Origin of the sequence: Phytoactinopolyspora halotolerans (assembly GCF_010550675.1) — a bacterium.
In the GTDB taxonomy this organism is placed as follows: Bacteria; Actinomycetota; Actinomycetes; order Jiangellales; family Jiangellaceae; genus Phytoactinopolyspora; species Phytoactinopolyspora halotolerans.
This window is the reverse complement of sequence record NZ_JAAGOA010000006.1, coordinates 122,477-138,518: the sequence shown is the minus strand read 5'-3', so window position 1 is coordinate 138,518 and position 16,042 is coordinate 122,477. Positions and strand designations below refer to the sequence as shown.

The window sequence follows — 16,042 nt, the reverse complement described above, 5'->3', positions numbered from 1 at the left end:
TCAGTGAACACCCCGTTGACGACGCGTTCATCCCGCGCAGAGGATGTCGCGCCCATCTCACAGTGACAGCACGAAACGGCATGACGTAGAGCCGAAGGGCCCAGGGCCGTTTGGACCAAGGGCATCAGTCCTGCCTGGCCCATTCCGACCGACCATCGGCCCTACATGCGGAAGATTCAATACGTAATGCTGCGACAGTGCCTGTCTGACTCTGTTTGATTCCCTTATTACGCGGTTAGCGTACGAATACGCGTGGATGTAGGCGACAAGATCGCCTACGCTGAGACACATGTTCGACTCCAGTCACCACAGCAGCCCCGACGGCCCCGGCGAGGCCACCGGAGCCGGGTCCGCCTCGCGCACATCCGGCAACGCCAACGGGTTCGCGGACACCCCCGGCCGCAGCGACGGTGCCCACGACGACCGTGGCCGGGGTGCGGACATGCCCGGTGAGGGCGATGGTGGCCGCAGCTGCGGGCAGGGCAGCGACCACGGCGGTTCCGGCCAGGGCGGCGAGCGCAGCAGCGGTGGTGGTGGTGGGCATCCGGTGTTCGAGGTGCTCGACATGTTGGATGCCGGGTTCGACCAGGGCCGGGAGGTGGACGCGGCGGGGTTGACTGATGAGGATCTGGCGGTGGCGATCCGGCGGGTGCATGCGGTGGCGGCTCGGCAGGCGGAGGTGTTCACCCGGCTGGTCGCCGAGTCCGACACGCGGGATCTGGGCCGGCGCATGGGTGCGTCCTCGTCCACGGCGTGGCTGCGTGAGGTGTTGAACCTGCGCCCCGGTGTGGCGAAGGCGTGTGTGGATCTCGGGCACCGGCTCACACCCCCGGCGCCGGTGCAGGACTGGGGCGCCAGCGTGACCGCAGTGAAAAACGGGCGGACGATGCCGGCCACCCTGGCCGGCATGGTCGAAGGAGCGATCTCGTATGAGCATGCCGTGGTGATCGCCAAGACCATGGCGAAGATCCCCACCGACATCCCCACCGACGACGCCGCCCGCGCGGAGCAAGACCTGGCCGCGTTCGCCCGCGAGTACGACCCCGCCACGCTGCAGCGCCTGGCCGATCACCTGCTACACGTACTCACCAGCGACAGCCTGGAAGACCGCGACGAACGCGCCCAGCGTAAACGATCGCTACGCATCAGTGACCGGGGAGACGGCACCGTACGCATCACCGGGCTACTGGGCACCGAGGCCGCAGCCATCGTGCGCAGCGCACTGGACCCGCTCGCCGCGCCCGAACCGGGCAACGACGGCGAAAAAGACCAGCGCGCCGCGGACCAGCGCCTGGCCGATGCGTTGACCGAACTCGCCCGCCGCGCCCTGACCACCGACACCCTACCCACCCGCCACGGCCACCCCACCCAACTCCTCCTACTCGCCAACCTGCACACCCTGCTCGACCACACCAGCGACACCGACGACGACGCTGACGGCGTCCACGTCGACAACGCTGACACGGACCGCTGCGGCGTGGACGCCCATGTGGACGGCGCCCACATCGACGACGGTGACGACGGCGCTGGCGGCGTTGGTGGGGAGGGTGGGGTGTTCACCGCGGGTGGCTGCCCGCACCCCGACACACCCCCGCGGTGGCTCCAAGACACCTGGGCCCGACGCTTCGGTGTCGCCCCGGCCGAACTCACCCACGGCGGACCCATCTCCTCGGCGGCGCTGCGCCGTCTGGCCTGCGACGCCGACATCACCACCATCCTGGTCGACCAGCACGGCGTCCCCCTGCGCGTCGGACGCACCGAACGACTGGTCACCCCCGGCATCTACACCGCCCTGATCGCCCGCGACCGCGGCTGCGCCTTCCCCGGCTGCACCCGACCCCCAGCCTGGACCCAAGCGCATCACATCGACCATTGGGCCGACGGCGGCCCCACCGACCTGGAAAACCTCGTCCTGGTCTGCACACACCACCACCGCGTCATCCACCACGGCGGCTGGGAAGTCCGCCTCGGCACCGACGGCCACCCCGAATTCCTCCCACCCCCCTGGGTCGACCCGGACCGCACCCCCAGACGCAACACCCAACCCCGACACGACCACCAACCCCCACCCCACACATAACACCCACCCCACCCACACCCGAACCCGACAGGTGTCCGCTCCACAAACCGAACAAGCGTGGCCGCACCCGGTTCAGGCCGTTCTGCCTGCGCCGGGTGCCGCTGCGCGCCTGAGACTATTCCGTATCCTCCATGCTCCTCCGGCGCAGACGGGCCGGCGCCGGCACTTCCGACGGCTCCTCGAGCATCCTGAGACGGTAATTCACCACGGCAAGCGATCCGAGATTCACAAGGACACCAGGAAGCGCATCAAGCTCTCGGTCGGCGAAGTTGAAGACCTGTCCAACCATGATGTTGAGCAGGACGACGTATCGGAGCACCTGCAGCCCGTGTTCCTCGCTTCTCCGCCACCAGGTCACGAACCCTGTCACAATGACGGGCACCGTGAGCAGCAGCCAGCCGAGCCGTACCGTGCTCGCGGTCGTCATCTCCTCATATCCCAGGTCGAAGACGATCCGGACGACATCCCCCACCGGATCGACCATCTGGAAGACGAGGATGGCCACCACCGCGACATATGCTGACCGGCTCCGCACCACGCCACGGGCCGCTCGCAAGACGAACGTGCGGATCGACGCGTACCACCTGCCACCGTGTTGATCGACGGAGCAAGCCTCCACCATCTCCTGCACCGCCCTTGCGGCGCGATCGTCTGCTCCTCGTCCGCGAGCCAGGGCGATCATCTGCAGCGCATCGGCGCGATCGACGTCGTCGAGGCCGTGTAACTGGCCCGACGCTCCCAGTGTCGCAGCATTGGCCAGCAACGTCGCCGCGTCTCGTGGCGAACGCTCGGACATGCGGTGCATGACGAGCACCAGCGCGACGAAGACCACGTACATGATCGCGAACGACGGTTGGAAGAAGTAGTCGTTGTCGGAGGTGACGAACTTGCCGACCTCATCGATGAACAGACCGAATCCCACACCGCCGACGACGGCGCTCACCCCTTTCACCCGTGGCCCGAGGAAGCCCAGCAGAAGGACATGCGAGACGAGCATGAGGAGCCCGCCCCAGAGCATGTGCGCGATGTGCAGCCCACCGCTGCCGATCTGCGGGTATCCCATGAGTATCAGGTAGCCGCGAGTGATCAGGACAGCGCTGACCGCCGACACGATGAACAGCTCGATCCTGATGACGGCATGGACGTCCTGCCCGAACTGCAGCTTGGCTCGCAGGGACATGGCAGCACTCTCGCACAGTCGCCCCGCAGGAGGGCCGTCGTACGCCGACGCCACACCGACCAGCGGCGGACACCCGCGTCAGGCGAAGGTGAAGACGATCGCGACCAGCAGGAAGGCGCTGAGAACCAGCTCTATCAGGCCCACCTGTTTCGGCGTCAGACCATGCCCGGGTAGGACCGCCGCACGCACGAGCAACAGCCCGAACATCCCGGCCATCGCAGGCCCGTACCAACTCATGGCGGCCAGCGCGGCGAGGTGGTACCCCGCCGAGGCGTAGCGGTAGCCGCGTCTGCCGCGTTCCCGGATCATCGTCTTGACGTACACGGCGGTGCCCGCGAAATACACCGCACACGCCACGAAGACGCCGGCCACCTCGGCAACATCGACGCGCGCCACCGCCGCCACCAGGAACACCATGAGACAGCTCTGCACCACCGAGGCTAGATCGTTGAGCAGGGCACGCTCGTGGCGGCGCCACGCGTACCAGGCGTTGATCGCCAGCAGCAGCGCATACAGCGGTGCGTACCAGAGCACAGCCGGCCGTGCCACCGTCACCACCGCCGCCAACGGTGTCGCTACAGCGGCGTACACGACCATCTGTTGATGCCACCGAGACGGCCGCCGAGTCTTGACCGCAAGGAAGACGTAGTACGACAACAGGTAACCGCTCAGCCACGCACCCGCCAGCGGAGCGGCAGGCCAGCTCCATCCGGCGACCAGGACGCCGGCTAGATGCGGCACCGCCAGCATCGCCCAGGCTCCGTGCTGAGGGGGCAGATACCTGCGGATCACCGGCCGTCTCGCACCGCCGCCGAGACGAGCCGAGGATCTGCTGCTCCTTCTCACATCCCGCCTGTCAGCACCCGACCTCGATACGCGCGCCGCAACGGGCTCGTCTACCTGCCTCGCCACATGGACCACACTGGCGCCACGGTGCCGTCAGCTGCCGGAGCCGAAGGTCACCCGGTGTGACGACATAGGTCCTCGACGGTCCGGCCGATTCAGCTCCGCCGGTCCTGCGACGCGCGGCGGCCGGCTCCTGCCCGGTCCGTCGCCCGTTCCGCGATCGGAGCCGAGGAGTACTCGGCCCCGGCGCGCCGCGCCAGAAATTCCGACAACGGTCCAGGGACCTCCGCGACACGTCCGCCCCAGTCGTAGACGACCGCCGTCCCAGCGAGCAGATCGTGCAGCGCCCGATGCTCACGCTGCACGATGATGCCGACCAAACCCAGCCCGAACGGAAGCACGCTCAGCGGGAACGCCAACGTGCGCATCAGCGCACGTCGCCCAGTGAGCACGGCGCCGTCGGCCATCACCACCCGCAGCCCGACGATGCCCTTGCCCGGAGTCCGGCCAGCGATCGCCAGACTGGCGTACATGTAGACAAACGCCCAGGTGGCGAGCGCAACGGTGGAGAGCACGCCCGCGTCGTCCCGGGCCAGCGAGGCGCCCACCACCATCCTCGACAACACATCCACCCCGGCGACCCCTGCGGTGAACGTGGCGAGCACGATCGCCACATCCAGGGCCGCCCCGGCCGCCCGGCTGACGACGCCCGCATAGTGACCGGTCACTTTCAATCTCGGCGCCGCGTCCCAGCTGCTCACGGTGTGCGCCCCAGAACGAGCCGCGGGGGTCCCTGAGGTTGGTCGCCTGGCGCACGCCGCAGGATCCGATTGATGACCCGGTCCACCACCACGTCGAGTCCGACGATCTGCCGCCGTGCCAGGTCGAGCGCCGAGCCCGCCACCCGGCCGGTGCTCTCCGCGACGATCTCCGGCACGCCCGCCCGCCGCACCGCTCCCTCCAGATCCACCTCCTGCAGGACGGCATCGACGTCGACCCGAGCCAGCATCCGGTTGACGTCGACGCGGTCCAGAAGCCGGTCCACATCCACCCTGTCCAACAGCCGATTCACATCCACCCGGTCGAGAAACTCCTCGACGTCGACCCGATCGAGCAGACGATTCACATCCACCCGATCGAGCAGCCGGTCCACATCCACCCGGTCCAGTAACTGGTCCACGTCGACATGTTCGATGACCGCGTCCGGATCCAGCGTCTCGACGACCCGACCGGTCACCGCAGCGGCCATACGACCGAGCCGCCCCCGAGGCTTGGCCGTGTGAGGCCCGTCCGATGCATCACTCATGCGTGACCGTCCAGCGGTAGATGTGCGCGTCCCTCTGTCGCAGACTCTACCGATCGATAGCCCGCCTCAGGCGGTGATCAGCATGTCGTGGCAGCGTGATCGGGCCGACCGCACTCATAGATCGGGACCTTCGTCCGTGCCACGCTGTCTCGCCGGCGGGGCACGCTGAGAACTAGTCCGGCCACGCCGGTGAGGATCCGGTGCGTCCGGCGGGAGGCCATGATGATCACGCGCAGAGCGGCCACGCTCGCGATTGGCGGCGCCGTCGGGGCGACGATCGCCGGTGCCCGAGTCCGTCCACGCGCCGCTGCCGCCGTTGGACCGACCCGGGATCGCGGACTGGTCCAGCTCGCCGACGGGCTGCCGACCCGACTCACTCGTCACCTGGATCCGGACGGAGACGGCCTGGTGCCGCGGATGGACACGATCGCGCTCTGGGCCCGGCCCCAGCTGCGGCTGGGACGACGCATGCCGTGGCTGTGGGCTCGGATGCTGACCCGGCACCGGGTCGGTGTGGACTTCGTCAGCGATATCGCACCCACGTGGGCGGGCCGGACCGTACTCGACGTGGTCGATGCCTACGTCGGCGGGCACGGAATGGCCGGTCCGATACGGCGCCCCGCCGTAGGAGCCGGAATCGACCAAGGTGCGAACCTGTTTCTGTGGGCCGAGGCGACGCTGATCCCGTCGGTGTTCACCGCCGGTTCTCCGGTGAAAGTCGTGGACGACGCGTGGCGCACCGTCCAGCTGACGATCCCAGCCGGAGACGCGACGGACACCGCGCTGTTGCATTTCGCCGACGACGACCACCCGAGCCGGTTCTCCGCGCTGCGGTACAAAGGCGCCGGCGGCCGGTTGGTGTGGTGGCACGTGGACATGCGGCGCTGGTGGCTCACCGACGGGATCATGCTCCCCGGGCGGATCGATGTGACGTGGGAAGACGAGGGCCGTCCCTGGTTCCGGATGGACGTCGACGGGTTCGCAGCCAACGTCGACGTCGGGCACCGTCTCGATGCCGTCGCAGCGACCATCCGCACGGTCCGTGGCCAGCGCGGCCTTCCCGGCTGATCGAGACGGGAGTCATGATGCTGCGCAGACAACTCATCGCCGATCTGTCCACCGGTGCGCTCGCCGTCGCCGGAGCAGTGTCATTCGGACTCTCCGTCTGGCTTCTCGTCCTGTTCCTGGCGGTCGCCAGCACGATGACAGCAACCTTCGTGCTGCACGACCATCCGGACGGATAGCCGCATCGAGGGTGATCGGGCGCCGCGGCTCTACAGGACGTCGGCCGGGGGCCGCCGCGGGACTGGATCGGCCAGCGGCGGTCCGACGCGGGTCGCGTCGACCGCAGTCATGACATCGGCATGCACAGCGGCCGTTTCCGCCAGGCGTTTCCAGACGCCCGCCCGGGTGAGCAGATCCCGCACCGGACCGCGCACGGTGGCCAGATGCAGGCCGACGCCACGATCGGCGAGCCGTTCGTGAAGCTGGGCGACGGCCTGCGCACCGTCCGCGTCGGCATCACCGACGGCGCTCGCATCGAGGATCAAGGCGCGCAGCTCGGGGCGGTCGTCGGTGAGCTCTTGGAGGGAATCCTCCAGACGTTGCGCGTTGGCGAAGTACAGTGGCGCGTCCACCCGGACGATCGCCACGCGGGGGTCGGTCACCAGGTCTGGGTATCGGGCCACGTTGCGATAGACATGGGTGCCCGGCACCCGGCCGAGTTCGGCCAGATGCGGGCGAGACGAGCGCAACAGGAAGACGCCGACGCTGAACCCGACGCCTGCCAGCAGACCTGGCTCAACACCGAGAGCTAGCGTGACCAGGAATGTCACCGCGACGGCGGCGCCATCCGACCGACGCGCGCGCCAAGCCCGCATCGCACCCTGGTAGTCCACCAGGCCGAGCACGGCCACTACCACGATCGCGGCAAGCACGGCCTCCGGCAGATGGTAGAACGCCGGCGTCAGAACCAGCGCGGTCAGCCCCACGACGACAGCCGTGATGACCGTCGCCACCGGCGTCCGTGCGCCCGCCCGGAAGTTGACCGCGCTCCGCGAGAACCCGCCGGCCACCGGGAAGGCCTGGAACAGCCCCGCGGAGACGTTCGCCGCTCCGACCGCGACGAGTTCCTGGTTCGCGTCGATCTTCTGGCGTGACTTGGCCGCCAGCGCCTTCGCCACCGCAATGCCCTCCATGTAGGCGACAAGCGCGATCGCCGCTGCCGCCGGGAGCAGCAGCCGGACGTCACCGGAGGTCAGCTCCGGTATCGCCGGGGCCGGCAAGCCACGCGGGATGTCTCGCAGAATCGCCACACCGCGCTCACCCAGCCCCAGCGCGGCGCTGACCAACGTGACGACGGCGACCACGACCAGTGCTCCTGGAACCCTGCGCGCGTAGCGGGCGAGCATGATCAGCCCGGCCACGCTCACGACCGAGACGACGACGGTCAGCCAGTGCACCGTGACGGCGGCGTCCCACACCGACGTGAGGATCTCGCCGAACGTCTCCGCTCGAGCGGCGTCCAACCCGAACAGTCCGGTGACCTGGCTGGCCGCTATGGTGATCGCGGCCGCGGAGGTGAATCCGGACAAGACGGAGTGGGACATGAAGCTGACCAGCGCTCCGAACCGCAAGACCCCCATCAGCAGCTGAATGCCGCCGACCATAACGGCCAGCAGCCCGGCGAGCGCGGCGTAGCGGGCCGGGTCGCCGTCGGCCAGCGGAGCCAGCGCGGCGCTCGTCATCAGCGCGGTGATCGCCACCGGCCCGACGGCAAGCGATCCCGACGTGCCGAACACCGCATATGCCAGCAGCGGCACGATCGCCGCGTACAGCCCTGTGACCGGCGGCATCCCCGCCAGCGTGGCATATGCCATGCTCTGCGGCACCAGCATCACCGCGACCGTCAGGCCTGCTACCGCGTCGTGCCGGAGGGCGTGCCGGTTGTACCGGCGCAACCACCCGAGCAGCGGAACCGCGCGGTCCACCTTGGGCAGCGGAATCGTGCGGTTCACCCTGGTCCGCCGCAGATGCACTGCCGGGCTGTGCCGGCTTCGACATCGCCGCCGGCACGCGGCGCGGGAGAACGTGCGGGGCTGGGGTGACACGATCCCCCCACGGATGCCGTCATCGCGCGGCCACGTCGGCGATGCCGGCGCCGTCGAGCACCGCGGGCCGATATCCTTCCCGGGCGAGCAACGTCGCCGCGATGACCGCCCGGCGCCCGCTTGCGCAGGCCACCAGCACCGGCCGATCGCGGTCAAGCTCCGGCGGGATACCGCGTTCGATGAGTTCAGGGACGAACCGTTCGACCGCCCCGTCGAGGCGTACCTCGGCACGCTCGTTCGGCATGCGCACGTCGAGCACCTGCACGGCCGGATCGCTCATCCGTCGTCTGAAGGTAGCCACGTCAACCAACTCGAACCGCGTGGTGGGCGCCCCGCGCAGGTCTCTGATCACGCCGCGCACGGTGTCTACGCCGATCTGCGCCAACTGCGTCACCGCCTCGCTGACGTTCTGGTCCGGCTGTGCTACCAGCACGATCGGACTCTGATACTCCAGCAGCCAGCCCGCCCAGCTGCCGAAATCATCCGCGAGCTCGATGCCGGTGGAACCGGCAAGCATGCCACCCGCCATCGCCCCCCTCGGCCGGATGTCGACGACGTGCGTCGCCGGGGGCATGGCCTGGAGGTCGGCGTAGCTGAGCTCCGGAACGGTGACCGGCGGCATCGGGGGCACACCGAGGATGTTCGCGGGCGCCATGTACTGGTAGAAGGCCGGAATCGGCATCGGGTCGGCGAGCAGCCGGTCGGCCATCTCCTCGGCCTCGCCGACGGTCAGCAGCGGATTCGAGTCGATCTCCTCGCCGATGGTCGACGTGTGCTTTCCAACCCCGCTGGCAGTGCAGAAGGAGCCTGCGCCATGCGTGGGGTAGAGACCGACGTTCCTCGGCAGCCTGGCAAGTCGCCGCAACGAGCCGTACTGGAGCTTGGCCAGCGTCCGTGCTCGAGCGCTGCCGAGTAGGTCCGGTCGGCCGGCCGAGCCGACCAGCAGGCTCCCGCCGGAGAACAGCGCGACCGGCTCGTCCTCGATCAGCACGACGTAACTCGTGTGCTCGGGCGTGTGTCCGGGCGTATGGACCGGGCGCAACGTGATTCCACCGCCGGTGATCTCCTCCATGTGGAACGCGGGGGTGTGCGGATACGCCACGGCTGAGGCGGCGGGCAGCACGAGCTCGGCTCCCGTGCGCAAGGCGGCCTGTTCTCCGCCGGAGACGTAGTCGTTGTGCACATGCGTCTCCAGGACGAAGCGGAGGTCGACGTCTCGATCGGCGGCGACATCGAGGAATCGCCCGATGTCTCGCTGTGGGTCGACCAGAACTCCCGCGCCGTCATGGATCAACAGGTAACTCTGATCCCCGAGGCCAGGGGTGCGGAACGGGATGAGGTCCATATGCGAGCCTTTCTTGCTCAACTCTGCGTTACATACTCCCAGGGGTACCCGACAACCATCTACTGTAATATACCCCAGGGGGTATAACGACACGTGGTGTTGAGGGCCCGCGCGGCCGGCTAACCGCGTACGCGATCCGCCGGCGTTCCTGACCTCCCGTCGCCGTACAGATCCAGCAACCGCACCCGGGCCGACTGCATCCGGCGAATCAGCACCTCGGCGAAGAGTTTCATCAGCGCATAACCCAGGCGCGGGTCCGCGTCGGCCTTCTCGCGCAAGCAGACCGCGTCGAAGCCGATCGCGCCGACCGGCTCGACCGCCCTGGCGTCGAACTGCCAGCGATACGGGACGAACAGCCAGGAGACCCCGACCACCTCCCCGGCCTCTGCCGTGTCGATGATCATCGCACCGACTCCCGGCGCCGCCATCTCCAACGCCACCCGGCCCGAACGCACCGCGTAGAAGCGATCCGCCGGCTCTCCCTCGCGGAACAGGAACGATCCCGGCTGGAATCGCTCCTGACCGGCGCAACCGGCGATGACCTCACGGTACGCCGGATCCAGCGAGTGGAAGAACCGGTGGCCGGCCAGCACCTCGCTCAGCGGCGTCGTCTCCATCGATGCTGCTCCTTCCCGACCACATCCGTCCGGGCACTCACCGGAAGCCCATCTCACGTGACCATCGCGGCTCGACATGCGCCCATTCGGTACCCCACGCGTGCACCCGGAGCAGGACCAGCACGCTGCGAATCATCCACCAACCACCGATGATCAACGTCTCCGCGACGACGAGCCACCGGAGCGAGAGCGCGACCGCCGAGGAGACACTCTGTCCGGCGCTCAACGGCGGCTCGGACGGGTCACCATTCTCGTCGAGCCAGACCGAGACCTCCGTGCCCTGCACCGTTCCGGCCTCGGCCACCACGTAACCCTCTCGTTGCTGACCGCCCGCCGTCCGCCAGGTCGCTTCGACCAGCACCGGTCCCCGCACCGTCGTTCCGGCCGGAGTGGTCGCCACCTTGGGCACGGCGTCCGCGGTCAGCACGGCAACAGTCTGAAAACCCGTCGTTTCCTGCTCCGCGGCCTCCCGCATCGCCTGCTGATGCGCGGCGGTGCCGGTCGCCGCGGCGACCGGCACCGCCATCAGAGCCGCGACCAACGCCGCTCCGGTCAGCACCGCCTCCAGGCGGCCCCAAGGCCTGCGCAACGGACAGCGACCGATACCGAACCGTCGCGCGAAGGCACTGACTGTCGTCCAGGCCATCACTCACCTCCGAGCGGGCCGCGGACGCCGGGACGGCTTCGCGGGCTCGACTCCAGTCCATCGGAACGCACCCGTCCGGCACAGTGGCGAAGGTCCCATGATCGGGGACCAACGTCCATGCGTCATGAGCGTTCCGGTAACACCGAGATCGCACCCGCCGGGCACTCAGCGACGCAGAGGTTGCACCCTTTGCAGTAGTCGTAGTCGATCTCGTATCGCTGCCCCGGACCCAGCTTGCGGATCGCGTTGTCCGGGCACACGCCGTAGCAGTTGTCGCATTCGAAGCAGTTGCCGCACGACATGCACCGACGCGCCTCGAACAGCGCCGTCGACTCGTCCAGCCCGCTTACCACCTCATCGAAGGTGGACGCGCGGCGGGCGGCGTCCAAGCGCGGCCGGTGCTGTTTCGGCGCGTCGGAGAAGTACCACGGGTTGAGCCGGTCGTAATCGGCCAGCTCGGCACGGTCCGGTTCCGCGTAGCGCCTGTGCCGCAGCCAGGCGTCGATGTTGCGCGCCGCCAGCTTGCCGTGTCCCACCGCCGTGGTGACCGTACGCTCCGCCGGCACCATGTCGCCCCCGGCGAAGATGCCCTGGTGCCCGGTCATCATGGTCCGGTCCACCTCGACGACCGCGTCCGCGACGTGCACCCCTGGCACACCGTCCACCACAGAGAGGTCACTGACCTGCCCGATCGCCAGCACGAGGGCATCGGCCCCGAGCTCGTCGAACTCACCCGTGGGCTGCGGATAGCCGGACTCGTCAAGTTCCATGCGTTCCACGGTGATCGTCCCAGCGTCGGCGTGCGCCACGGTGGACAGCCAGTTCATCCGCACACCCTCCTCGATCGCCTCCGCTACCTCGAAGTCGTGCGCGGGCATCCGCTCCCGGCTGCGCCGGTAGACGACGATCGGATCCGTCGCGCCGAGACGCTTGGCGGTGCGAGCGACGTCCAGAGCCGTGTTGCCGCCGCCGTACACGGCGACCCTGCGCCCCAGCAGCGGCAGGTCCTCATCTTCCATACCGCGCAGCACCGAGACCGCATCCATGATCCTGGCCGAATCACCCGCCGGAATGTAGGTCCGCTGCCCGATGTGCGCCCCGACAGCCAGAAACACGGCATCGAAGCCGTCCGCGGCCATCGCCTCGGCCGCATCGCGCACGGTCGTGCCCAGCTCCAGCGTCACGCCCATGTCCACGATCCGCTGGATCTCGGCATCGAGCACATCTCGTGGTAGCCGGTAGACGGGGATGCCGTACCGCATCATGCCGCCCGGCTTGGATCCGGAATCGCGGACCGTCACCCGGTGTCCGAGCAGCCTCAGGTGGTACGCAGCCGCCAACCCGGCCGGTCCGGCCCCGACCACCAGCACGTGCCGGCCCGACGACGCCGCCTCGACCGGCACCGTCCAACCCTGCCGGATCGCCTCGTCGCCGAGGAACCGCTCCACCGAGTTGATGCCGACCGCCTCGTCCAGCCGGCCTCGGTTGCAGGCCGTCTCACACGGTCGATAGCAGACCCGTCCCATGATGGCGGGGAACGGGTTGTCCGACATGATCTGCCGCCACGCACGCTCGTACCCGCCCTCCTCCGCGTGGTACAGCCACTGCTGAACCTGTTCGCCGGCCGGGCATGCATCGCTGCACGGCGGCAACAGATCGGTATACACCGGACGCTGCGTGCGCCAGGCGCCGGTCTTGTTGGCGCGGCTCGATCCGACGTCGAGCGTGATCGCGAACGGCTTCTCCATCAGTTGTCCACCTCGTCATCGATCAAGCCGAACCGCTCGATGTTGCGGTCGGCGCGAGCCTGCAGCCGCGCCACCACCTCCGGCCGCGGCGACGGGCCGAACAGGTGCGCATACCGCCGCTGCGGCTGCAGATACTCCTCGACCGGCACCTGCCGGCGGATCTTCGACACCCCGGTGATCTCCCCGCGTTCCGCCTCGAAGACCGGGAACAGGCCGGACTCCTTGGCCAGCCGCGCCAGCCGGATCGTCTCGGACGAGTCGCTTCCCCAGCCGAGCGGGCAGGGCACCAGCACATGCAGATAGCGCGCGCCACGCAGGCTCATCGCGTACTGCACCTTGGCTTCCAGATCGCGCAGCTCGGCCACGGTGGCCGTGGCGACATAAGGGATCTCATGCGCCAGCGCGATCAGCGGGACGTTCTTCCCCTGCCCGAACAGGTTGCCAGGATCGGAGCCGACGGCCTGCGTGGTCGCCGTCCGGGCGGCCGGCGGAGTGGCTCCGGACCGCTGCACCCCGGTGTTCATGTACGCCTCGTTGTCATAGCAGACGTAGAGCACGTCGTCGTTGCGCTCGAACATGCCGGACAAACAGGCGAATCCGATGTCCACGGTGCCGCCGTCGCCACCCTGCGCCAGCACGCGCACGTCGTCGCGGTGTTTCACCCGCTGGGCCGCCGCGACCCCAGTGGCGACGGCCGCCGCGTTCCCGAACAGCGAGTGCAGCCACGGCAACTGCCACGACGTCTCCGGATAGGGCGTGGAGAACACTTCCAGGCACCCGGTCGCGTTCACGGCGATGACCTTGTTCGACGCCGCACGCAGCGCCGTGTCGACCACATACCGGGCGCCCAGCGCCTCGCCGCAACCTTGACACGCCCGGTGTCCGCAGGTGAGCGCGTTGGCGCGGCCGGGATCGGCCTGAACAGCGCGCTGCTCCGGCGACAGTAGCCGGTTCCCGACGACGAAACTCCCCGTCTGGTAGAACTTGATCTGCTGAACAGCCATGTCCGCTCCTCGTGCCGGTGTGTCCGTCCGGATCACAAACGTCCGCGTCCATCGATGTCCCGCAGCAGGTTCTCCGCCGTCGGGCCGGACCTGCGGCGCTCGCCCATCCGTCGCAGTTCGCGGTCGACAAGGTCGCGGTCGAGGTCCAGGAAGGTCAACGGCTCCAGCCGGTCGGCGACCGCGTCGACGAACAGCCGGCGCAACGAGGCCTTGGTGATCGGGCGGCCCCCTAGGCCGGCGATCACGGTGTAGCCGTGCGCTGGCCGTTGCCGCAGGCCACTGGTCGCGTTCCAGACGTCGGCCGAGACGATGCCGCCGATGCCGGTGGAGAACGCCCGCTCCACGATCACCACCCGCCGCGCAGCACTCAAGGCGGCACGGATCGCGTCCGCGGGGAACGGCCGGAACGACGTCAACCCGACGACGCCGATCCGCATCCCCTCCTCGCGCAGGTCGTCGGCCGTGTCCTTGATCGTGCCGAGTACCGAGCCCAAAGCCACCACGATCGTCTCGGCGTCGTCGCACCGGTACGTGTGCAGCAGACCGCCGGAATCCCGGCCGAACGCGGCCGCGAAATCCTCCGCGACCTGCGGGATGGCCCGCTCGGCCTGCAACTGCTTGACGTGCGCCAGATACCGGACTTCAGTGAACGCCTCCGGCCCCACCATCGCGCCGATCGACACCGGATCGGCGGGATCCAGCACCTGACGGGGCGTGTACGGCGGGAGGAACGCGTCGACGTCCTGCTGGCTCGGCACTGTGAGCCGCTCGTACGCGTGAGTCAGCACGAAGCCGTCCATACAGACCATGACCGGAACGGACAGCTCCTCGGCCAGCCGGAACGCCTGGATGTGCAGGTCTAGCGCCTCCTGGTTGTCCTCGGCGTACAGCTGGATCCAACCGGAGTCACGCTGAGACATCGAGTCGCTGTGGTCGTTCCAGATGTTGATCGGTGCGCCGATCGCCCGATTGGCGACCGTCATCACGATCGGAAGCCCCAGCCCGGCGGCGTTGTACACGGCTTCGGCCATGTACAGCAGCCCCTGGCTCGCCGTCGCCGTGTAGGCCCGGGCGCCGGCGGCGGACGCACCGATCGCGACCGACATCGCGCCGAATTCGGACTCGACGTTGATGAATTCGCAGGGCGTGAGCTCGCCCGACTTCACCAGGGCACTCAGCGCCTCCACAATGTGCGTCTGCGGCGAGATCGGGTACGCGCACACCACCTCCGGACGGCAGCGAGCCACCGCCTCGGCGACCCCGCGCGAACCTTCCAGCTGCCGATACAGCGGTTGGCGTGGGGCCGCCGGGCCACGAGTGTGCTCGCCCGGCTCAACCCGGCCGTTCGGCGAGCGTTCCAGCTCTCGCTGCTCAGACATGGTGAGGTTCCTTCCTCGCGTCGCGGACCACGCCGTACGCGTCTCGAGCGGCCGCGACGTTGCCGTCCGCGAGCCGGCCGGTGAATCGCTCCCGGATCGCCGCCACCACCGACTCCAGCGAGACCACGCCCGTCAGCGCCGCGAAACCACCGAGCAACGCGACGTTCGGCACCGGCCGCCCGACGTTCTGCAGCGCCAACTCCGTCGCGGGCACGACGGCGACCCGATCCGGACGGAAGGGGCGCAGCTGTTCGGTCAACCCGAGGTCGGCGACAGTCCGCCCGGAGTTTATCAGCACGTGGCCCTCGGGGTCCGCACCGGCGAAGACATCGACCTGGCGCAGCAGGGTGGCATCCTGGATGATCAGTGCGTCGGGCCGGAGCACCGGCTCACGGACCCGGATGGGTACGTTGTCGATGCGGCAGAACGCGACCACCGGGGCGCCGGTGCGTTCCGAGCCGAAACTCGGAAAGGCCTGCGCATGCCGGTCCTCGACGAACGCGGCTACCGAGAGGAGCTCGGCGGCGGTGACCACACCCTGCCCGCCGCGCCCGTGTATGCGTATCTGAAACATCCCTCTGCCCGATCTCCTGGCCCGTCCGACGTGGCGTCGCGCATCGCGATCCACTGTGTCCAGCACATCGCGATCCGGACCACGCACGTAGGGGCGTAGGTCCCGGTGCACGACGCCTGTCGGCCCTCAGCGAGTCAGGCGGGCGAACACGCAGGGGTTCAGGGGCGGTCGCGGTTCGGACCGCCCGGAGTTCAACGCGGTCCGCGG

At 68.8% G+C, this 16,042-nt stretch carries 15 protein-coding genes; 3 read left to right on the top strand and 12 right to left on the bottom strand.

The annotated features are described in order from the left end of the window. The first annotated feature begins 289 nt into the window (after positions 1–289). Complete coding sequence (locus G1H10_RS10545; protein WP_163736617.1) at positions 290–2,080, top strand: HNH endonuclease signature motif containing protein; 1,791 nt, start codon at positions 290–292, stop codon at positions 2,078–2,080. Positions 2,081–2,195: 115 nt separating this feature from the next. On the opposite strand, the gene G1H10_RS10540 is transcribed toward G1H10_RS10545, so the two are convergent. From G1H10_RS10540 to G1H10_RS10525, 4 genes are all read right to left on the bottom strand, one after another. Continuing rightward, entirely contained in the window at positions 2,196–3,260 is a 1,065-nt protein-coding gene (locus G1H10_RS10540; RefSeq protein WP_163736615.1) for a hypothetical protein, read from the bottom strand. A 78-nt stretch (positions 3,261–3,338) separates the two neighbouring features. Then, positions 3,339–4,106, bottom strand: a complete 768-nt coding sequence (locus tag G1H10_RS10535) for a YwiC-like family protein (protein ID WP_376778594.1) — start codon at positions 4,104–4,106, stop codon at positions 3,339–3,341. A 155-nt stretch (positions 4,107–4,261) separates the two neighbouring features. Next, positions 4,262–4,867: an RDD family protein gene (locus G1H10_RS10530; protein WP_163736610.1), complete on the bottom strand. Its 606-nt coding sequence runs from the start codon at positions 4,865–4,867 to the stop codon at positions 4,262–4,264. Then, positions 4,864–5,343, bottom strand: a complete 480-nt coding sequence (locus tag G1H10_RS10525) for a hypothetical protein (protein ID WP_163736606.1) — start codon at positions 5,341–5,343, stop codon at positions 4,864–4,866. Before G1H10_RS10525 ends, G1H10_RS10530 begins: the two co-directional genes overlap by 4 nt. A gap of 291 nt (positions 5,344–5,634) precedes the next feature. On the opposite strand from G1H10_RS10525, the gene G1H10_RS10520 reads away from it, so the two are divergent. After that, entirely contained in the window at positions 5,635–6,480 is an 846-nt protein-coding gene (locus G1H10_RS10520) for a DUF6544 family protein (protein WP_163736604.1), read from the top strand. Between the two features lie 14 nt (positions 6,481–6,494). Further along, positions 6,495–6,656: a hypothetical protein gene (locus tag G1H10_RS10515; RefSeq protein ID WP_163736601.1), complete on the top strand. Its 162-nt coding sequence runs from the start codon at positions 6,495–6,497 to the stop codon at positions 6,654–6,656. Positions 6,657–6,686: 30 nt separating this feature from the next. Here the strand turns inward: G1H10_RS10515 and G1H10_RS10510 are convergent, their stop codons facing one another. The 8 genes from G1H10_RS10510 to G1H10_RS10475 form a co-directional block, all read right to left on the bottom strand. After that, positions 6,687–8,429 carry a SulP family inorganic anion transporter gene (locus tag G1H10_RS10510; protein ID WP_163736598.1) on the bottom strand — a complete coding sequence of 581 codons (1,743 nt, stop codon included), beginning with the start codon at positions 8,427–8,429 and terminating at the stop codon, positions 6,687–6,689. 112 nt (positions 8,430–8,541) lie between these two features. Further along, positions 8,542–9,867, bottom strand: coding sequence for an MBL fold metallo-hydrolase (locus tag G1H10_RS10505; RefSeq protein WP_163736595.1), 1,326 nt, complete (start codon positions 9,865–9,867; stop codon positions 8,542–8,544). Positions 9,868–9,986: 119 nt separating this feature from the next. Further along, positions 9,987–10,484: a cyclic nucleotide-binding domain-containing protein gene (locus G1H10_RS10500; protein ID WP_163736592.1), complete on the bottom strand. Its 498-nt coding sequence runs from the start codon at positions 10,482–10,484 to the stop codon at positions 9,987–9,989. Positions 10,485–10,521: 37 nt separating this feature from the next. After that, positions 10,522–11,130 (bottom strand): Rv1733c family protein, encoded by a 609-nt coding sequence (locus tag G1H10_RS10495; RefSeq protein WP_163736589.1) that lies wholly within the window; start codon positions 11,128–11,130, stop codon positions 10,522–10,524. A gap of 122 nt (positions 11,131–11,252) precedes the next feature. Next, positions 11,253–12,878, bottom strand: a complete 1,626-nt coding sequence (locus G1H10_RS10490; protein ID WP_174264246.1) for an NAD(P)-binding protein — start codon at positions 12,876–12,878, stop codon at positions 11,253–11,255. Then, positions 12,878–13,882 (bottom strand): thiamine pyrophosphate-dependent enzyme, encoded by a 1,005-nt coding sequence (locus tag G1H10_RS10485; protein WP_163736587.1) that lies wholly within the window; start codon positions 13,880–13,882, stop codon positions 12,878–12,880. Before G1H10_RS10485 ends, G1H10_RS10490 begins: the two co-directional genes overlap by 1 nt. A gap of 32 nt (positions 13,883–13,914) precedes the next feature. Then, on the bottom strand, positions 13,915–15,171 hold the full coding sequence (locus tag G1H10_RS10480; protein ID WP_163737107.1) for a transketolase C-terminal domain-containing protein: 1,257 nt from the start codon (positions 15,169–15,171) through the stop codon (positions 13,915–13,917). 82 nt (positions 15,172–15,253) lie between these two features. Then, the gene (locus G1H10_RS10475) at positions 15,254–15,835 is read right to left on the bottom strand and encodes a 2-oxoacid:acceptor oxidoreductase family protein (RefSeq protein WP_163736584.1); all 582 of its coding nucleotides are present in this window, start codon (positions 15,833–15,835) and stop codon (positions 15,254–15,256) included. Positions 15,836–16,042 lie beyond the last annotated feature (207 nt).